The 14811-nt window shown below is 60.7% G+C and carries 14 protein-coding genes and 1 tRNA gene; 11 read left to right on the top strand and 4 right to left on the bottom strand.

Features of this window, described 5'->3' with window-relative positions:
• Positions 1–70: 70 nt before the first annotated feature.
• From gstA to KVG85_RS05810, 3 genes are all read left to right on the top strand, one after another.
• On the top strand, positions 71–682 hold the full coding sequence (gstA, locus tag KVG85_RS05820; protein WP_217863238.1) for a glutathione transferase GstA: 612 nt from the start codon (positions 71–73) through the stop codon (positions 680–682).
• 72 nt (positions 683–754) lie between these two features.
• Positions 755–1135 (top strand): RidA family protein, encoded by a 381-nt coding sequence (locus KVG85_RS05815; RefSeq protein WP_024013136.1) that lies wholly within the window; start codon positions 755–757, stop codon positions 1133–1135.
• A gap of 259 nt (positions 1136–1394) precedes the next feature.
• On the top strand, positions 1395–3383 hold the full coding sequence (locus tag KVG85_RS05810; RefSeq protein WP_217863237.1) for a peptidase U32 family protein: 1989 nt from the start codon (positions 1395–1397) through the stop codon (positions 3381–3383).
• A 115-nt stretch (positions 3384–3498) separates the two neighbouring features.
• Here the strand turns inward: KVG85_RS05810 and KVG85_RS05805 are convergent.
• Positions 3499–3573: transfer RNA gene (locus KVG85_RS05805), tRNA-Gln, on the bottom strand.
• 307 nt (positions 3574–3880) lie between these two features.
• Here KVG85_RS05805 and KVG85_RS05800 point away from each other — a divergent pair.
• Together KVG85_RS05800 and KVG85_RS05795 are read left to right on the top strand one after the other, a co-directional pair.
• Positions 3881–4915 (top strand): alpha/beta fold hydrolase, encoded by a 1035-nt coding sequence (locus KVG85_RS05800; protein ID WP_217863236.1) that lies wholly within the window; start codon positions 3881–3883, stop codon positions 4913–4915.
• A 98-nt stretch (positions 4916–5013) separates the two neighbouring features.
• Positions 5014–5532, top strand: a complete 519-nt coding sequence (locus KVG85_RS05795; RefSeq protein ID WP_217863235.1) for a hypothetical protein — start codon at positions 5014–5016, stop codon at positions 5530–5532.
• A gap of 105 nt (positions 5533–5637) precedes the next feature.
• On the opposite strand, the gene KVG85_RS05790 is transcribed toward KVG85_RS05795, so the two are convergent.
• From KVG85_RS05790 to KVG85_RS05780, 3 genes are all read right to left on the bottom strand, one after another.
• Positions 5638–6663 (bottom strand): GlxA family transcriptional regulator, encoded by a 1026-nt coding sequence (locus KVG85_RS05790; protein WP_217863234.1) that lies wholly within the window; start codon positions 6661–6663, stop codon positions 5638–5640.
• Positions 6664–6755: 92 nt separating this feature from the next.
• The gene (locus KVG85_RS05785; protein WP_225926747.1) at positions 6756–7910 is read right to left on the bottom strand and encodes a radical SAM/SPASM domain-containing protein; all 1155 of its coding nucleotides are present in this window, start codon (positions 7908–7910) and stop codon (positions 6756–6758) included.
• Between the two features lie 129 nt (positions 7911–8039).
• Positions 8040–8933: a LysR family transcriptional regulator gene (locus KVG85_RS05780; RefSeq protein WP_217863232.1), complete on the bottom strand. Its 894-nt coding sequence runs from the start codon at positions 8931–8933 to the stop codon at positions 8040–8042.
• A gap of 115 nt (positions 8934–9048) precedes the next feature.
• On the opposite strand from KVG85_RS05780, the gene KVG85_RS05775 reads away from it, so the two are divergent.
• The 6 genes from KVG85_RS05775 to KVG85_RS05750 all read left to right on the top strand — a co-directional run bounded on the left by KVG85_RS05775 (position 9049) and on the right by KVG85_RS05750 (position 14704).
• Positions 9049–9447, top strand: a complete 399-nt coding sequence (locus tag KVG85_RS05775; RefSeq protein WP_186569717.1) for a RidA family protein — start codon at positions 9049–9051, stop codon at positions 9445–9447.
• A gap of 157 nt (positions 9448–9604) precedes the next feature.
• The gene (locus KVG85_RS05770; RefSeq protein WP_024013145.1) at positions 9605–10468 is read left to right on the top strand and encodes a putative selenate ABC transporter substrate-binding protein; all 864 of its coding nucleotides are present in this window, start codon (positions 9605–9607) and stop codon (positions 10466–10468) included.
• Complete coding sequence (locus tag KVG85_RS05765) at positions 10465–11262, top strand: phosphonate ABC transporter ATP-binding protein (RefSeq protein ID WP_217863231.1); 798 nt, start codon at positions 10465–10467, stop codon at positions 11260–11262. Before KVG85_RS05770 ends, KVG85_RS05765 begins: the two co-directional genes overlap by 4 nt.
• Complete coding sequence (locus KVG85_RS05760) at positions 11256–12083, top strand: PhnE/PtxC family ABC transporter permease (protein WP_217863230.1); 828 nt, start codon at positions 11256–11258, stop codon at positions 12081–12083. Before KVG85_RS05765 ends, KVG85_RS05760 begins: the two co-directional genes overlap by 7 nt.
• Positions 12080–12847, top strand: coding sequence for a phosphonate ABC transporter, permease protein PhnE (gene phnE / locus KVG85_RS05755; RefSeq protein ID WP_136492558.1), 768 nt, complete (start codon positions 12080–12082; stop codon positions 12845–12847). Before KVG85_RS05760 ends, phnE begins: the two co-directional genes overlap by 4 nt.
• Before the next feature lie 177 nt (positions 12848–13024).
• A complete protein-coding gene (locus KVG85_RS05750; RefSeq protein WP_217863229.1) occupies positions 13025–14704 on the top strand; it encodes an MFS transporter in 1680 nt (559 codons plus the stop codon).
• The last annotated feature ends 107 nt before the right edge of the window (positions 14705–14811 follow it).

Below are 14811 nucleotides of genomic sequence, written 5' to 3'. Positions count from 1 at the left end.
ACTGCAAATGACCTTTGCGGAAGTTTTGCCCGCAGGGGATCGTGGCGCCTCCACTTTCAAGGGACATGCCATGAAACTGTACTTTGCACCGATGACCTGTTCGCTCTCCCCGCATATCGTCCTGCGCGAACTCGGCTTGCCGTTCCAAATGATCCGCGTCAACAACCAGACCAAGCGCACCGCTGACGGCCGTGACTTCCGCGAGATCAATCCGAAAGGCTACGTGGCCGCGCTGCAACTGGATAACGGCGAAGTGCTCACTGAAGGCCCGGCGATCCTGCAGTTTCTTGCAGATCAAGTCCCCGGGAACGACTTGGCACCTGCCGCAGGAACGTGGCAGCGCGCACATTTGCAGGAACACCTGAACTTCATCAGCTCAGAGATTCATGCCGCCAGCGCGCCATTGTTCAGCGTAGAAATCCCCGAACCGGTCAAAGCGATTTTTCGGCAAAAACTGTTCAAACGGCTGGATTACCTTGAGGGCACCCTGACGGATCGGGACTATCTGACGGGCGGCTTCGGCGTTGCCGATGCCTACCTGTTCACGGTCCTGAACTGGCTACCGACGTTCAGCATCGACATCAGCGAATGGCCAGCTCTGGCCACCTATATGCAACGCATCGGCGCGCGACCCAGTGTGCTTGCGGCAATTGCCGCAGAAGAAGCGACTTTGCCAGTCTGAACCCGTGCGGGCCATGGCCGAAGGGAATCTGTAAACTGCCGCAATCTTCATTCACTCAAACAAGAGATGCCCATGGCCAATCAAGACATCATTTTCACGCCGGATCCCGACACTGATTCGATTTCTTCCGACGTTGCCACCTTCGGCGGCATCATGGTTTCCACACAGATTCCAACCCGCGCCGATGGCAGCCTGGAACTCGGCGGCATCACTGAGCAAAGCGAGTGCACCCTGCAAGCGCTGAAAGTCGCACTGGAACGTGCCGGCAGTTCAATGGACCGGGTGCTGCACCTGACCATTTACCTGACCGACATGGGGGATCGCGGGGCTTTCAATGAAGTGTACAAACGCTATTTCGCCAAGCCTTGGCCGGTGCGGGCGGCGGTAGGCGTGGCCTCGCTGGCGGTTGAAGGGATGCGTGTGGAAGTGACGGCGATGGCCGCCAAGGGCTGATCGAATTTGCGGATGTCACTCAATGATTTTCGGATGACACACCGCTTTCGCGAGCAGGCTCGCTGCCACAGTGGATGTATTCCGGCCCGGAGCTAACCCTGTGGGAGCGAGCCTGCTCGCGAAGAGGCCGGCACATTCAACACAATAGCTTGCCGACCTTTGCCAATCGCCAGCCACCATCGGGCAGCACACGCGTGCCCGCCGCGCGTTTCACGGGTAGAATGCGCCCCTTGCCCGTGACCGCCTGACTAAAAAAACTATGTCCTTGCCCAAGCATCACCTGGAATTGCTCAGCCCTGCCCGCGATGTCGCCATTGCCCGCGAGGCCATCCTGCATGGCGCTGACGCCGTGTACATCGGCGGCCCGAGCTTCGGCGCACGCCACAACGCCTGCAACGAAGTCAGCGAAATCGCCGAACTGGTCGAATTCGCCCGCCGTTACCACGCGCGCATCTTCACCACCATCAATACCATCCTGCACGACAACGAGCTGGAGCCGGCGCGCAAGCTGATCCATCAGTTGTACGACGCTGGCGTCGATGCGCTGATCGTCCAGGATCTGGGCGTGATGGAGCTGGACATTCCGCCGATCGAGCTGCACGCCTCGACCCAGACCGATATCCGCACCTTGGAGCGGGCGAAATTTCTCGATCAGGCCGGTTTCTCCCAGTTGGTACTGGCCCGAGAGCTGAACCTGAAAGAAATCCGCGCCATCGCCGATGAAACCGATGCGGCGATCGAGTTCTTCATCCACGGCGCGTTGTGCGTGGCCTTCTCCGGCCAGTGCAACATCTCTCACGCGCAAACCGGCCGCAGCGCCAACCGTGGCGACTGCTCCCAGGCGTGCCGCTTGCCCTACACCCTCAAGGATGAAAAGGGTGGCGTGATCGCCTACGAAAAACACCTGCTGTCGATGAAAGACAACAACCAGAGCGCCAACATCCGCGCACTGGTCGAGGCCGGCGTGCGTTCGTTCAAGATCGAAGGTCGCTACAAGGACATGGGCTATGTGAAAAACATCACTGCCTATTACCGCCAGCGCCTCGACGACGTGCTTGAAGACCGCCCGGACCTGGCCCGCGCTTCCAGCGGCCGCACCGTGCATTTCTTCCTGCCCGACCCGGAAAAGACTTTCCACCGTGGCAGCACCGATTATTTCGTCACTGATCGCAAGATCGACATCGGCGCCTTCGACTCGCCAACCTTCACCGGCCTACCGGTCGGTACGGTAGAAAAAGTCGGCAAGCGTGACATGCAGGTTGTCACTCACGAGCCGCTGTCCAACGGCGACGGCCTGAACGTGCTGGTCAAACGCGAAGTGGTCGGTTTCCGCGCCAACATCGCCGAGGCCAAAGGCGAGTTCGAAGAAGACGGCGAGAAGCGCTACCGCTACCGCGTCGAGCCGAACGAAATGCCTGAAGGCCTGTTCAAGCTGCGTCCGAGCCACCCGCTGAATCGCAACCTCGATCACAACTGGCAACAGGCGTTGCAGAAGACCTCTTCGGAACGTCGCGTGGCCCTGAGCTGGTTCGCTCGTCTGCGTGAAGAACAGTTGGAAGTGACCGCGACCAGCGAAGAAGGCATCAGCGCCAGCGTCACCCTCAACGGGCCGTTTGGTGTCGCCAACAAGCCTGAGCAAGCGCTGGAGCAATTGCGCGACCTGCTCGGCCAGCTCGGCACCACGCAGTATCACGCCACCGACATCAAGCTGGATGCGCCGCAAGCGTTCTTCATTCCCAACTCGCAGCTCAAGTCCTTGCGCCGCGAAGTCATCGAAGCGCTGACCGCCGCCCGTGTCGCCGCGCATCCGCGTGGCGGCCGCAAAGCCGAGACCACGCCGCCGCCGGTGTATCCGGATTCGCACCTGACCTTCCTCGCCAACGTCTACAACCAGAAGGCCCGCGACTTCTACCACCGTCACGGCGTCAAGCTGATCGACGCGGCGTACGAAGCTCACGAAGAGCCGGGCGAAGTGCCAGTGATGATCACCAAGCACTGCCTGCGTTTCTCCTTCAACCTGTGCCCGAAGCAGGCCAAAGGCGTCACCGGTGTGCGTACCAAGGTTGCGCCAATGCAGTTGATCCACGGCGATGAGGTGCTGACGCTTAAGTTCGATTGCAAGCCATGCGAGATGCACATCATCGGCAAGATGAAAGGCCACATCCTCAACCTGCCGCAGCCGGGCAGCGTGGTCGGCCACATCAGCCCTGAAGACCTGATGAAAACCATCCCGCGCGCACCGCACTGAGTGACCGGCGTGCGCGGTGCTTCGGCATCGCGCCGCCCCGGTTGGCTCAAGCGCGGTAGATCGCAGGCATAAAAAAACGCCAACTTCTTGCGAAGTTGGCGTTTTTTTTCGTAGATGGCAGGGGCGGCTGGATTCGAACCAACGCATGGCAGGATCAAAACCTGCTGCCTTACCGCTTGGCGACGCCCCTGTAGCTCTGGTCAGCGGCTCCGTTAGGATCGCTGCGAGAACGGGGCGCAATTTAACAACATTTATTTCGTTTGGGAAGCCCGAGATGAAATATTTTTTGTTTTAAAACAGCGACTTATTATTTTCGCGCGGAAACAATGGGTTTCGCCTCTGTGTATCACACTGTGTACGCGCCCCGCCGCTATACACGCCCTTGCAAAACTGCCGTCCGGGGACACAGATGGGATACCTCGCTACGCTTCAATGCAACCAGGGTTTCAAGGGCTCATCCAGACCCTTGGCCGCAGGCTCGCAAAGGAGACGTCAGCATGAAACAGGCTCTGCACACCTCTAAAATCACCGCCGCGCTCGGCTTGTCAGTCCTGGCGCTGTCACTGCTCGGCGCCGTCGGCAGCGCTCAGGCGCAAACCGCTGAACCGGCCGCCATCAGCTATTCCGCGCCCTCTCCTTTCGGCCCGCTGAAGCACATCAAGGCTGGCTTGCTCGACGTGGCCTACGCCGAAACCGGACCTGCCGATGGTCCGGTGGTGATTCTGCTACACGGCTGGCCCTACGACATTCACAGCTACGACGAAGTCGCGCCACTGCTCGCGGCCAAGGGTTACCGCGTGCTGATGCCGTATGCACGGGGTTATGGCGACACGCAGTTCCTGTCCAAAGCCACTCTGCGCAACGGCCAGCCGGCGGCATTGGCCAGCGACGTCATCGACTTCATGGACGCGCTGAAGATCAAGCAAGCAGTGCTTGGCGGCTACGACTGGGGCGCGCGTTCAGCGGGCATCGTCGCAGCGCTGTGGCCTGAGCGCGTCAAGGCGCTGGTGGCGGTCAGCGGCTATCTGATCGGCAATCAGGCCGCCGGGCAAAACCCACTGCCGCCGAAAGCCGAATTGCAGTGGTGGTACCAGTTCTACTTCGCCACCGAACGCGGCCGCGCCGGCTATGAAAAGAACACCCACGACTTCGCCAAACTGATCTGGCAACTGGCGTCGCCGCAGTGGAAGTTTGATGACGCCACCTTTGACCGTAGCGCCAAGGCGTTGCAGAACCCAGATCACGTCGAGATCACCGTGTTCAACTACCGCTGGCGGCTGGGCCTGGTGCAGGGCGAGGCGAAATATGCCGCGCTGGAAGAGAAGCTTGCGACTGCACCGTCGATCAGCGTGCCGACGATTACGCTGGAAGGTGATGCCAATGGAGCGCCGCACCCGGCACCGGAGGACTACGCGAAGCGCTTTACCGGGAAGTATCAGTTCAGGCTGATCGAGGGTGGGATTGGGCATAATTTGCCGCAGGAGGATCCGAAGGCGTTTGCGCAAGCGGTGATTGATGCGGATGGCTTATAGGCGCAGCCCGGCTGCCGTTCCGTCTGTCGCAGGACTTGAACTACATAGGGCCGATCGCGTCTGAACAGATGCGATATTAACCCCCTACGGAAGCTATCATGCTTTTAAAAAACAAGAGTCTCGTTGCTGTCATGTCCTGCGCCATGATGCTCGCAGCCGCCCCACTCCTCCCTGCTGATCTGTCCATCATGAATTCTGCCTATGCAAAGGATGGCGGTGGCGGTGGCGGTGGTAATGGTGGTGGCGGCGGCGGTGGCGGTAATGGCGGCGGCGGTGGTAATGGCGGGGGCGGCGGGAACGGCGGTGGCCACGGTGGCGGCACAGGCGGTGGTCACAGCGGATCGGATTACGGCAGCGCCAACAGCAACGGCCGAGGCAATGGACTCAGCAGTGATCATGCCGGCAAGGCTGTCCGCGACCGCGGTGAAAGCGGCAATCACTACGGCAGCGTTCGCAATGACGATAGCGGGCACGGCTCAATAACTTCGGGCATCGCCCAGTCCCGAGATACGCGCGGCGTGACCAAAGCTGCTGCCATCTCTACCTCAACCCCAGGGGAGCACAATTCGAAAGGATTGAGCAACGCCGCAACGTCGAACGCAAAGAAATCCCGTTGATCGGCTCTAGATCAAGCACGCAAGCATGAATAAAAAGGGCGCCCGACAAGGCGCCCTTTTTTTGCGCTTCGTTCTTGACCGGAGTCAGCGTGATCAACGGCTGACCTATTTGACCAGCCGTTTTTCCTTCGAAGGCCGATAACCAAAGTAAGAGCTATAACACTTGCTGAAATGACTCGGTGAGACGAAACCGCAAGCCACCAACACTTCCACCTGCGACAGTTCGGTGTGTTGCAGCAGGCGTCGTGCTTCGGTGATGCGCAGTTCCAGGTAATAGCGCTGCGGCGTGGTGCCCAGTTGCTCCTTGAACAAGCGCTCGAGCTGGCGCCGTGAGCGGCCGGCGTAGACCGCCAGTTGTTCCAGTTCCAACGGTTCTTCGAGGTTGGCGTCCATCAGCTTGATCACTTCACGCAACGGCGCGCTGACGCAGATGTTTTCATCGGGTTTGATGCGCCGGTAGCGCGACTCTTCGAAGGCGAGGATGTCTTCGATGCCCTCGACCAGCGCCTTGCCGTGCAAGCCCTTGATCCAGTCAAGCGCCATGTGGAAGGCCCCGGACGGGCTCGACGCGGTAAGGCGGTCGCGGTCGATCACAAAGGGTTCGCTGCTGACATGGGTGCTCTTGGCGATTTCGGTCAGTGCCGGGCGATGTTCCGGGTGGATCGAGCAGCGATAGCCATCGAGCAAACCGGCACGGCCGAGAAACCACGAACCATTCCACAATCCCGCCAGGCTCACGCCCCGCTCCGCTGCCGACTTGAGCAAGCCGATGAATTCGTCGCTGGCGCGCAGCTCGGTGCGATAACCACCGCACACTACTAGCAGATCCAGCTCGTTAAGCGCAGCAGAATCCAGGCGCGCATCGGGGCGGATGACCAGCCCCAGATCACTGATCACCTCGCCATCGCCGAGGCCGAAGGTGCGCGACGAGAACAGTCCCGGGCGCAACAGGTTGGTGGTGACTACCGTGTCCAGCGCCTGGGTAAATGCCGGCAGCGAAAAATGTTCAAGCAACAGGAAACCGGTGCGGGTCACGCCGGTGTTATCGGGGTTCTGCTCATTCAGATAGCGAAGGTTCTTGCCCTTCATGCCACCGCTGAATTGACGTCGTTCAATCAAGGTCGGGTCCATCGGTCGTTGTTATGCGGCGATAGTTGGCTTGATCAGACAAAGAGTCAACCACGCGTGCGCAGCGCGTGGTTGACTGCCACCCCAATGCCGCTTCAGATGACCGAAAACGCACCGGCGCCCAGTCGTCCTTCCAGACGCCCGCACAGCAGGTAGTGCTGGTAGCCACTGCTGAAAGCCCCCTTGGAAACCGCCACCCTTACATCGTCATTGAGTCGAAGATACTGGCCTTCATCGAAGTTGTCGGCACTGACCTCCCCGGCGCGCCCCAGTTGCTGGCTGTCCACCGCAAGACCCTCGCTGGCAAGCCGTTCGAAGTCGAGGATGCGGTTTACCGCGTGCCGCTCCAGAACCCCCTGATTGGGGTATGTCGAGTAGATGTGCAATCCCTTCGATGCGCAACGGTCGCACATGTCGACGCAGTTTTTCTGTGTGGACTTGCGCCGTGTCAGTTCCTCGAGGGGCATGTCGAGATATTTGCCAACCTGATATTCGCTCTGGTTGAAAATCGTGCAGCACAAGACTGTATTGCCGTTGCAGTCGATTACCAGCCAGTCATCTTTGAGTGTGCAAGCCTGCTTGGGGTAATGCTGCAGGACATTGATCAGGTCATCGTAAGGCGGGAGCGCCAAACGTGTGAGTGTTTCGTGGTCAGTGGCTGAAACAGACGGATCGCGCTCGACAATTGCCAGCGCTTTCTCCAGCGGCATCATCACCGAATAACCGGTGGTGAACACAAAGCCGAGACACTCACTGAACTCGCGCATCAGCGCCTCTTCTTCAATGTTGTCCAGGTAGCGGTGGTAATAAACATCGACTCGCGTCTTCAAGCCGAGCCGTTGCTTGATTTCATGCAGCGCAATCATGTTCTGCTTTACGACTTCGATATCACCGCCGACGTGGCCCTTTTGGTAAGTTTCCTGATGAAAGCCTGATAACGAAATCCGGAAATAACCTGGCTCGGCCAACAGCGCCTTTTCCATATTCTTCGCCAGGTTGAGATTGGTGCTTATACCGCTCATCATGCCGGCGGCGTTGATGATCTCGATAAATTCGCCAATCTTCGGATGCACCAGAGGCTCGGTCCAGTTGTAGAGAAAGATCGTACGAACACCCTCGGTTTTAGCCTTTTCAACGATCTGCCTGAACATGTCCAGCTGCATGGATTTCTTGAAATTGAGATTTTCCGAGTTGCCCATCGGGCACGAAGGGCAGCTCAGATTGCAGGCGCCAACAATATCGATATACATGTTCATTGCAGGTGAAGCTCCTTCAAGGGAACGCCACGCATCTCATCACTGCATGGGTTCTGGTCGCCGCTCGTGTTGGTATTTTGACGGCTGTGCGGCACCAGCAAGCAATAACTGCACCACTTGAAGCTACGCCATCAACTGCACGATCCAGTCGATAAACACCCGCAATTTAAGGCTGACATGCCGGTTCGGCGGATATGCCAGATAAAGAGGCATTGATTCAAGTTGCCAGCCTTCAAACAATTGCACCAACTCGCCCCGCGCCACATGCGCGTCAGACATATACGTCGGCAACCACAACACCCCCATGCCGGCCAGTCCCGCCGCCAGATAGGCATTGCCATCGTCGACCGCGAGCACATGCCGGCCTTTGATCTGCAGGCGCTCGGTGCCGTTTTGCAACGTGTAAGGAAGAGGTTTACCAGTGCGAGCCCAAAGAAACGCGACCACCCGATGATGGGAGTCTTGCAGTTCCAGCGGGTGCTCAGGCGTCCCTTCTCGGGCCAGATAAGCCGGCGCGGCGAAAACACCCAAGGGCAGATCGGCGAGCTTGCGCGCCATTAGCGATTGGTCGAGTAATTCGCCGCCGCGCACCACGCAATCGACGTTCTCATCGATGATGTCGACGATGCGGTCGCTGACGCCCATGTCGATCTGAATGTCCGGGTAGCGCGCGTGAAAATCCGGCAAGGCTGGCACCAGAATGTGCCGCGCGAACGGGCTCGGCACGTCGATGCGCAAACGCCCGCGCGGCCGTGCGGCGGCGCCCGGCAGGCTGGTTTCGGCGTCGTCCATATCGGCGAGCAGCTTGATCACCCGCTCGTAATACGCCGCACCGTCGGCGGTAACGTTGACCTTGCGCGTAGTGCGGTTGAGCAGCTTGACCCGCAGCCGCGCCTCCAGTTGCTGTACCAGTTGCGTCACCGTGGTCTTGCTCATGTGCAAGGTTTCGGCAGCCTTGGTGAAACTGCCCGCCTCGACCACCCGGGCAAAGGCCTGCATCGCATCGAACCGGTCCATCCGCGCCCCTCGATTGTTTGGGATTTACAAACAGTGAACGCCAAGCTTGCGCGTTTATCCGCGCACTGCAAATACCTAAAGTCGTTCCCATCAACCCACTGATGGAGTCAGCCCCATGTCCAAGCGCGATGTAGTGTTCCCACCCGCCCGCCACGCCCTGTATGAGCGTCATCGCTACTCGCCGGCGATTCGCTCAAACGGTTTCCTGTTTGTCTCCGGACAAGTCGGCAGTCGCGAGGACGGCTCACCGGAGGCGGATTTGCCCGGTCAGGTGCGCACCGCCTTCAACAACCTCAACGCGATCCTCGCTGCGGCCGGTTGCAGCTTCGATGATGCGGTGGATGTCACCGTGTTCATGGTCGATCCGCACTCGACGTTCGAAACGATCTGGACTGTGGTGCCGGAGTTCTGGGGCGAAGCGCCGTTTCCGACCATCACCGCTGTCGGCGTGACCTGGCTGGCGGGTTTCGATTTCGAGATCAAGGTGATTGCCAGACTGCCCGAAGCGGCTTGACCGGAACGGCACACAAACAGACACAACGCGCCGGCACGGAGGCTGGCCAATCTCCTCGCGAATGCGTATAACCTCGCCGTTTCGTCTACCCTGACGTGGCGCGCCGTTGACTACCGGTGGCCCTTCGAATGTTGACGCTTACGAAACGGAGAATTCTATGTTCAAGCGTACCCTCGCCCTCACCGCCGGTCTGGCGCTGTCCTTTTCTGCCCTGATGACGCAAGCCGCTGATGTCCTGCGCGTCAGCGCGATTCCTGACGAAGCCCCGACCGAGCTGCTGCGCAAGTTCGAACCGCTGGGCGCCTACCTTGAGCAGCAGTTGGGCATGAAGGTGCAGTTTGTCCCCGTCGCCGACTACCCGGCCGTGGTTGAAGCCCTGGCCACCGATCGCCTCGACATGGCCTGGCTCGGCGGTTTCACTTTTGTGCAGGCTCGTTTGAAGACCGACGCCACCACGCCAGTGATCCCGCTGGTGCAGCGCGAACAGGATGCGCAATTCACCAGCAAATTCATCACCGCCGACCCTAACGTCAAAAGCCTCGCTGACCTGAAGGGCAAGACCTTCGCCTTCGGTTCGGTGTCGTCCACCTCGGGCAGCCTGATGCCGCGTTACTTCATGCTGAAAAACGACGGAATCAAGCCTGAGGGCTTCTTCAGCCGCGTCGCCTACTCCGGCGCGCATGACGCCACCGTTGCCTGGGTGCAGGCCGGCAAGGTCGACGCCGGTGTGTTGAACGCCAGCGTCTGGCAGAAACTGGTCGACGCCGGCAAGGTCGACACCAACAAAGTCAAAGTCTTCGCCACGACCCCGACCTACTTCGATTACAACTGGACCGTGCGCGGCACCCTTGATCCGAAGCTGGCCGCGAAGATCAAGAAAGCGTTCCTCGACCTCGACCCGGCCAATCCTGAGCAGAAGAAGATCCTCGATCTGCAGGCCGCCAGTCGCTTCATCGAGACCAAGCCTGAAAACTACAAGGGTATCGAGGAAGCCGCCCGCGCCGCCGAATTGCTGAAATGACCCTACGCCTCACCCAAGGCAGCCTGCGCCATGCCAATGGCGTCGATGCCCTTTGCAATATCGACGTGCAGATTAGTGCCGGCGAACAGGTCGCGATCATCGGCCCGTCCGGCGCGGGCAAGTCGAGCCTGCTCAATCTGCTGGCGACCGCGCTCAAGCCCAGCAGTGGCGACATCGAAGTGCTCGGCGAACGCGCCTGGCACTTGTCAGCGCGCCAGCGCCAGCGCCTGCGTGCGCGCATCGGTCTGGTGCATCAGGCGCCGCCGATTCCGCCGCGTCAGCGGGTCATTACGGCGGTGCTGGCCGGCAAGCTCGGTCAGTGGAGTCTGGGCAAAAGTCTGCTGAACCTGCTGCATCCACTGGATGTGGCGGGCGCTCGCGCGGCGTTGGCGCGACTGGATCTGGGCGACAAACTGTTCGCCCATTGCCAGCAATTGTCCGGCGGGCAATTGCAGCGCGTCGGCATTGCGCGGGTGCTGTATCAGGCGCCGGAAATATTGCTCGCCGACGAGCCGGTTTCAGCGATGGACCCGGTCCTCGCCGGCCACACGCTGTCGATCCTGTCGCGCCATGCTCGCGAGCACAACGTCACGCTGGTGGCGAGCCTGCACGCGGTGGATCTGGCGCTGGCGCAATTTCCACGGATCATCGGCCTGCGCGACGGGCAGATTCTTTTCGATTGCCCATCCGATCAAGTCAGTCGCGACAAGCTCGATGCGCTGTACGCCAATGAACAACTGCAATCGCCAGCGCCAGCGGTCGCACCTTTGATTGTGCAGATTCCGCGATGCTGAAGGCCGATTCACGGGACCCGGCGGCGTGGCCGCGACTGTTGCTGACATTGCTGGCGCTGGCCCTGCTGTGGCCGGGCATTCAGCTCAGCGAACTGGACCTGGGCGTGCTGTTTCAGGCCGATAGCCAGAACGAAATGGGCCGTTTTGTTTCGGCATTCTGGCCACCGGCGCACGATCAGGCGTTCCTGCAACTGCTGCTCAAAGCCACCCTGCAAACCTTGGCGATTGCCACAGCGGGTATGGCCCTGGCCTTGCTGCTGGCGGTGCCGGCAAGCCTGATCGCCAGTCGCGCGCTGTCGCTCTCGGCGGCGTCCCGGGGCGGCGTGCCGAGCCTGCCCGGGCGTTTGCTGCGCTGGCCGGTGCGTGGCTTGCTGATCTTTCTGCGCAGCGTGCCGGAAATCGTCTGGGCGCTGTTGTTTGTGCGCGCGGTCGGCCTCGGGCCGGCGGCGGGCGTGCTGGCCATCGCCATCACCTACAGCGGTATGCTCGGCAAGGTTTACGCGGAGATATTCGAGTCCACCGACCAGCGCCCCGCGCATGCGTTGTTGCAGGCCGGCAGCGGTCGCTTGGCGGCGTTTGCCTACGGCACGCTGCCGAATGTCGCCGCCGAACTGCTCTCCTACTCGGTGTATCGCTGGGAGTGCGCGATCCGTGCCTCGGTGGTGATGGGCTTTGTCGGTGCCGGTGGCCTGGGGCAACAGATCGACCTGTCGATCCGCATGTTCGCCGGCGGTGAAGTCGCCAGCATGTTGCTGACGTTCCTGCTGCTGGTGCTGTGCGCCGATCAACTAAGCCGCTTGCTGCGCTGGAGGCTGACATGAGGCGCCTGATCAACCTGCTGCTGCTCGCCGCCATTGCGGTCGCGGTGGTCGCCTCGTTTGCCTATCTGGAACTGGATCTCGCCGAACTCGGGAGCGCCAACAGCCTCAAGCAGATGGGCAGTTATGTGCAGCGTTTCCTCAGTCCCGACTTGAGCGCCGGGTATCTGAAAGCCATCGCTCACGGCTCACTGGAAACCCTGGCCATGTCGGCCCTCGGCACCCTGCTTGCGGCACTGTTCGGCATCGTTCTCGCGCTGCCCGCCGCCGGGCGTTTCGGCTGGCCGCTGCAAAGTGCGGCGCGCCTGCTGCTCAACGGCTTGCGGGCGATTCCGGAGCTGGTCTGGGCGGCGCTGATGGTGCTCGCCGCCGGTCTCGGGCCGAACGCCGGCACCCTCGCCCTCGCCCTGCACACCACCGGCGTACTCGGTCGGCTGTTCGCCGAAGCGCTGGAAAACACCCCGCCGCAACCCGCCGAGGCGATTCGCTTGCAGGGCGGCAATCCGCTTCTCGCGTTCTGCTACGGCACCCTGCCGAACCTCGCCCCGCAACTGCTCGCCTACTGCCTGTATCGCTGGGAAAACAACATCCGCATGGCCAGCGTGCTCGGTTTCGTCGGCGCCGGCGGCCTGGGGCAGATGCTATATGTCAGCCTCAGCCTGTTCCAGGAAGCCCAGGCCAGTACGGTGATTCTGGCGATGCTGTTGCTGGTGTTTCTGGTTGATTGGTTGAGCGCCTGGAGCCGGCAGCGTTGGGTCAAAGCGTAGGCCGAGTGGATATCTGGCAAAAGCTGATTATGCTTCAGGAAACCTTGCAGCCCTGCGAGGCGGTCAGACTGTGCAAGCTTCACGCTAGAGCAACGGCGGCAGATGCCAACGGGCCAGAGTGCGACAGGCAGTAAGGGGGACTCCGGCCTACAACAATAAGCACGACGGAGAACACCCATGGCCACAATCGACACAGCATCCACCGGCACGCCACCGCGCAGCGGCGGCATCACCAAGGAGGAGCGCAAGGTCATCTTCGCCTCCTCGCTGGGCACGGTTTTCGAGTGGTACGACTTTTACCTCTACGGCTCACTGGCGGCGATCATCGCCAAGCACTTCTTCGCCGGCGTCAACGAAACCACCGCGTTCATCTTTGCCCTGCTGGCCTTCGCCGCCGGGTTCGCGGTGCGGCCGTTCGGCGCCATCGTCTTCGGGCGCCTGGGTGACATGATCGGGCGCAAACACACGTTTCTGATCACCATCGTGATCATGGGCGTGTCCACGGCAATCGTCGGTTTGCTGCCCGGCTACGCGACCATCGGCGTCGCCGCCCCGGTGATTCTGATCACCCTGCGTCTGCTGCAAGGCCTGGCGCTGGGTGGTGAATACGGCGGCGCGGCAACCTACGTAGCGGAGCACGCGCCACGCAACCGCCGTGGCTTTTTCACTTCGTGGATTCAAACCACCGCCACCCTCGGTCTGTTCATGTCGCTGCTGGTGATTCTCGCCTGTCGCACCGCGCTGGGTAACGAGGCGTTCGAGGCGTGGGGCTGGCGGATTCCGTTTCTGCTGTCGATCATTCTGCTGGCCGTGTCGGTGTACATTCGCCTGCAACTGAGCGAGTCGCCGGTATTCCAGAAAATGAAGGACGAAGGCAAGGCCTCGAAAGCGCCGCTGACCGAATCCTTTGCACGCTGGGACAACCTCAAAGTGGTGATCATGTCGCTGCTCGGAGGCACGGCCGGGCAAGCAGTGGTCTGGTACACCGGGCAGTTCTATGCGCTGTTCTTCCTGTTGCAAACATTGAAGATCGACGCGCAGACCGCCAATCTGCTGATCGCCGGATCGCTGCTGATCGGCACACCGTTCTTCGTGATTTTCGGCAGCCTGTCCGATCGCATCGGGCGCAAACCGATCATCATGGCTGGCTGCATTCTCGCGGCGCTGACCTACTTCCCGATCTTTACTGCGCTGACCCAGTACGGCAACCCGGACGTGTTCGTCGCGCAGGAGAAAAATCCGGTCAAGGTGATCGCCAGCCCCGAGCAGTGCTCGTTCCAGTTCGATCCGGTGGGCAAGGCCAGATTCACCAGTTCCTGTGACTTGGCGAAAACGTTGCTGGCGAAACGCGCGATCCCTTATGAGAACGTTGCCGCCGAACCGAACACCGTCGCGCAGGTGCGCATCGGTGATCGCGTGGTCGAGAGTTTCGAAGGCAGCGCCCTGCCCGCCGCCGATTTCAAGACCCGCAACGACGCCTTCACCGCCAATCTCGCTGCGGCGTTGAAAGACGCCGGTTACCCGGAAAAAGCCGACCCGGCGAAAATCAATTATCCGATGATGCTGCTCCTGCTCACCGTGCTGGTGATCTACGTGACCATGGTTTACGGCCCGATCGCCGCGTGGCTGGTCGAACTGTTCCCGACGCGCATCCGCTACACCTCGATGTCGCTGCCCTACCACATCGGCAACGGCTGGTTCGGCGGCTTCCTGCCGACCGTGGCCTTCGCCATGGTCGCCGCCACCGGCGATATCTACTACGGGCTGTGGTACCCGATCGTCATTGCCGTGGCGACGGCGATACTCGGCACGTTCTTCCTGCCGGAAACCAAGGATCGCGACATTCTCAAGGACTGAAACAACCGCTGTGCCCTCTCCTGCGGGAGAGGGCCTCGCCGCTGAAAAATTTCGAACGTCTGCCGCCGCGCTGTCTCCAATGTGTACACCAACAGGAGGCCAGCGCC

Origin of the sequence: Pseudomonas triticicola (genome assembly GCF_019145375.1) — a bacterium.
Lineage (GTDB): Bacteria > Pseudomonadota > Gammaproteobacteria > Pseudomonadales > Pseudomonadaceae > Aquipseudomonas > Aquipseudomonas triticicola.
This window is presented reverse-complemented; position numbering and strand designations above follow the sequence as displayed.

Coding starts and splice junctions, on each gene's coding strand:
- KVG85_RS05750 (WP_217863229.1), top strand. CDS start 13,025: ATGGCCACAATCGACACAGCATCCACCGGCACGCCACCGCGCAGCGGC.
- phnE (WP_136492558.1), top strand. CDS start 12,080: ATGAGGCGCCTGATCAACCTGCTGCTGCTCGCCGCCATTGCGGTCGCG.
- KVG85_RS05770 (WP_024013145.1), top strand. CDS start 9,605: ATGTTCAAGCGTACCCTCGCCCTCACCGCCGGTCTGGCGCTGTCCTTT.
- KVG85_RS05775 (WP_186569717.1), top strand. CDS start 9,049: ATGTCCAAGCGCGATGTAGTGTTCCCACCCGCCCGCCACGCCCTGTAT.
- KVG85_RS05780 (WP_217863232.1), bottom strand. CDS start 8,933: ATGGACCGGTTCGATGCGATGCAGGCCTTTGCCCGGGTGGTCGAGGCG.
- KVG85_RS05810 (WP_217863237.1), top strand. CDS start 1,395: ATGTCCTTGCCCAAGCATCACCTGGAATTGCTCAGCCCTGCCCGCGAT.
- KVG85_RS05785 (WP_225926747.1), bottom strand. CDS start 7,910: ATGTATATCGATATTGTTGGCGCCTGCAATCTGAGCTGCCCTTCGTGC.
- KVG85_RS05765 (WP_217863231.1), top strand. CDS start 10,465: ATGACCCTACGCCTCACCCAAGGCAGCCTGCGCCATGCCAATGGCGTC.
- KVG85_RS05800 (WP_217863236.1), top strand. CDS start 3,881: ATGAAACAGGCTCTGCACACCTCTAAAATCACCGCCGCGCTCGGCTTG.
- KVG85_RS05815 (WP_024013136.1), top strand. CDS start 755: ATGGCCAATCAAGACATCATTTTCACGCCGGATCCCGACACTGATTCG.
- KVG85_RS05795 (WP_217863235.1), top strand. CDS start 5,014: ATGCTTTTAAAAAACAAGAGTCTCGTTGCTGTCATGTCCTGCGCCATG.
- KVG85_RS05760 (WP_217863230.1), top strand. CDS start 11,256: ATGCTGAAGGCCGATTCACGGGACCCGGCGGCGTGGCCGCGACTGTTG.
- KVG85_RS05790 (WP_217863234.1), bottom strand. CDS start 6,663: ATGGACCCGACCTTGATTGAACGACGTCAATTCAGCGGTGGCATGAAG.
- gstA (WP_217863238.1), top strand. CDS start 71: ATGAAACTGTACTTTGCACCGATGACCTGTTCGCTCTCCCCGCATATC.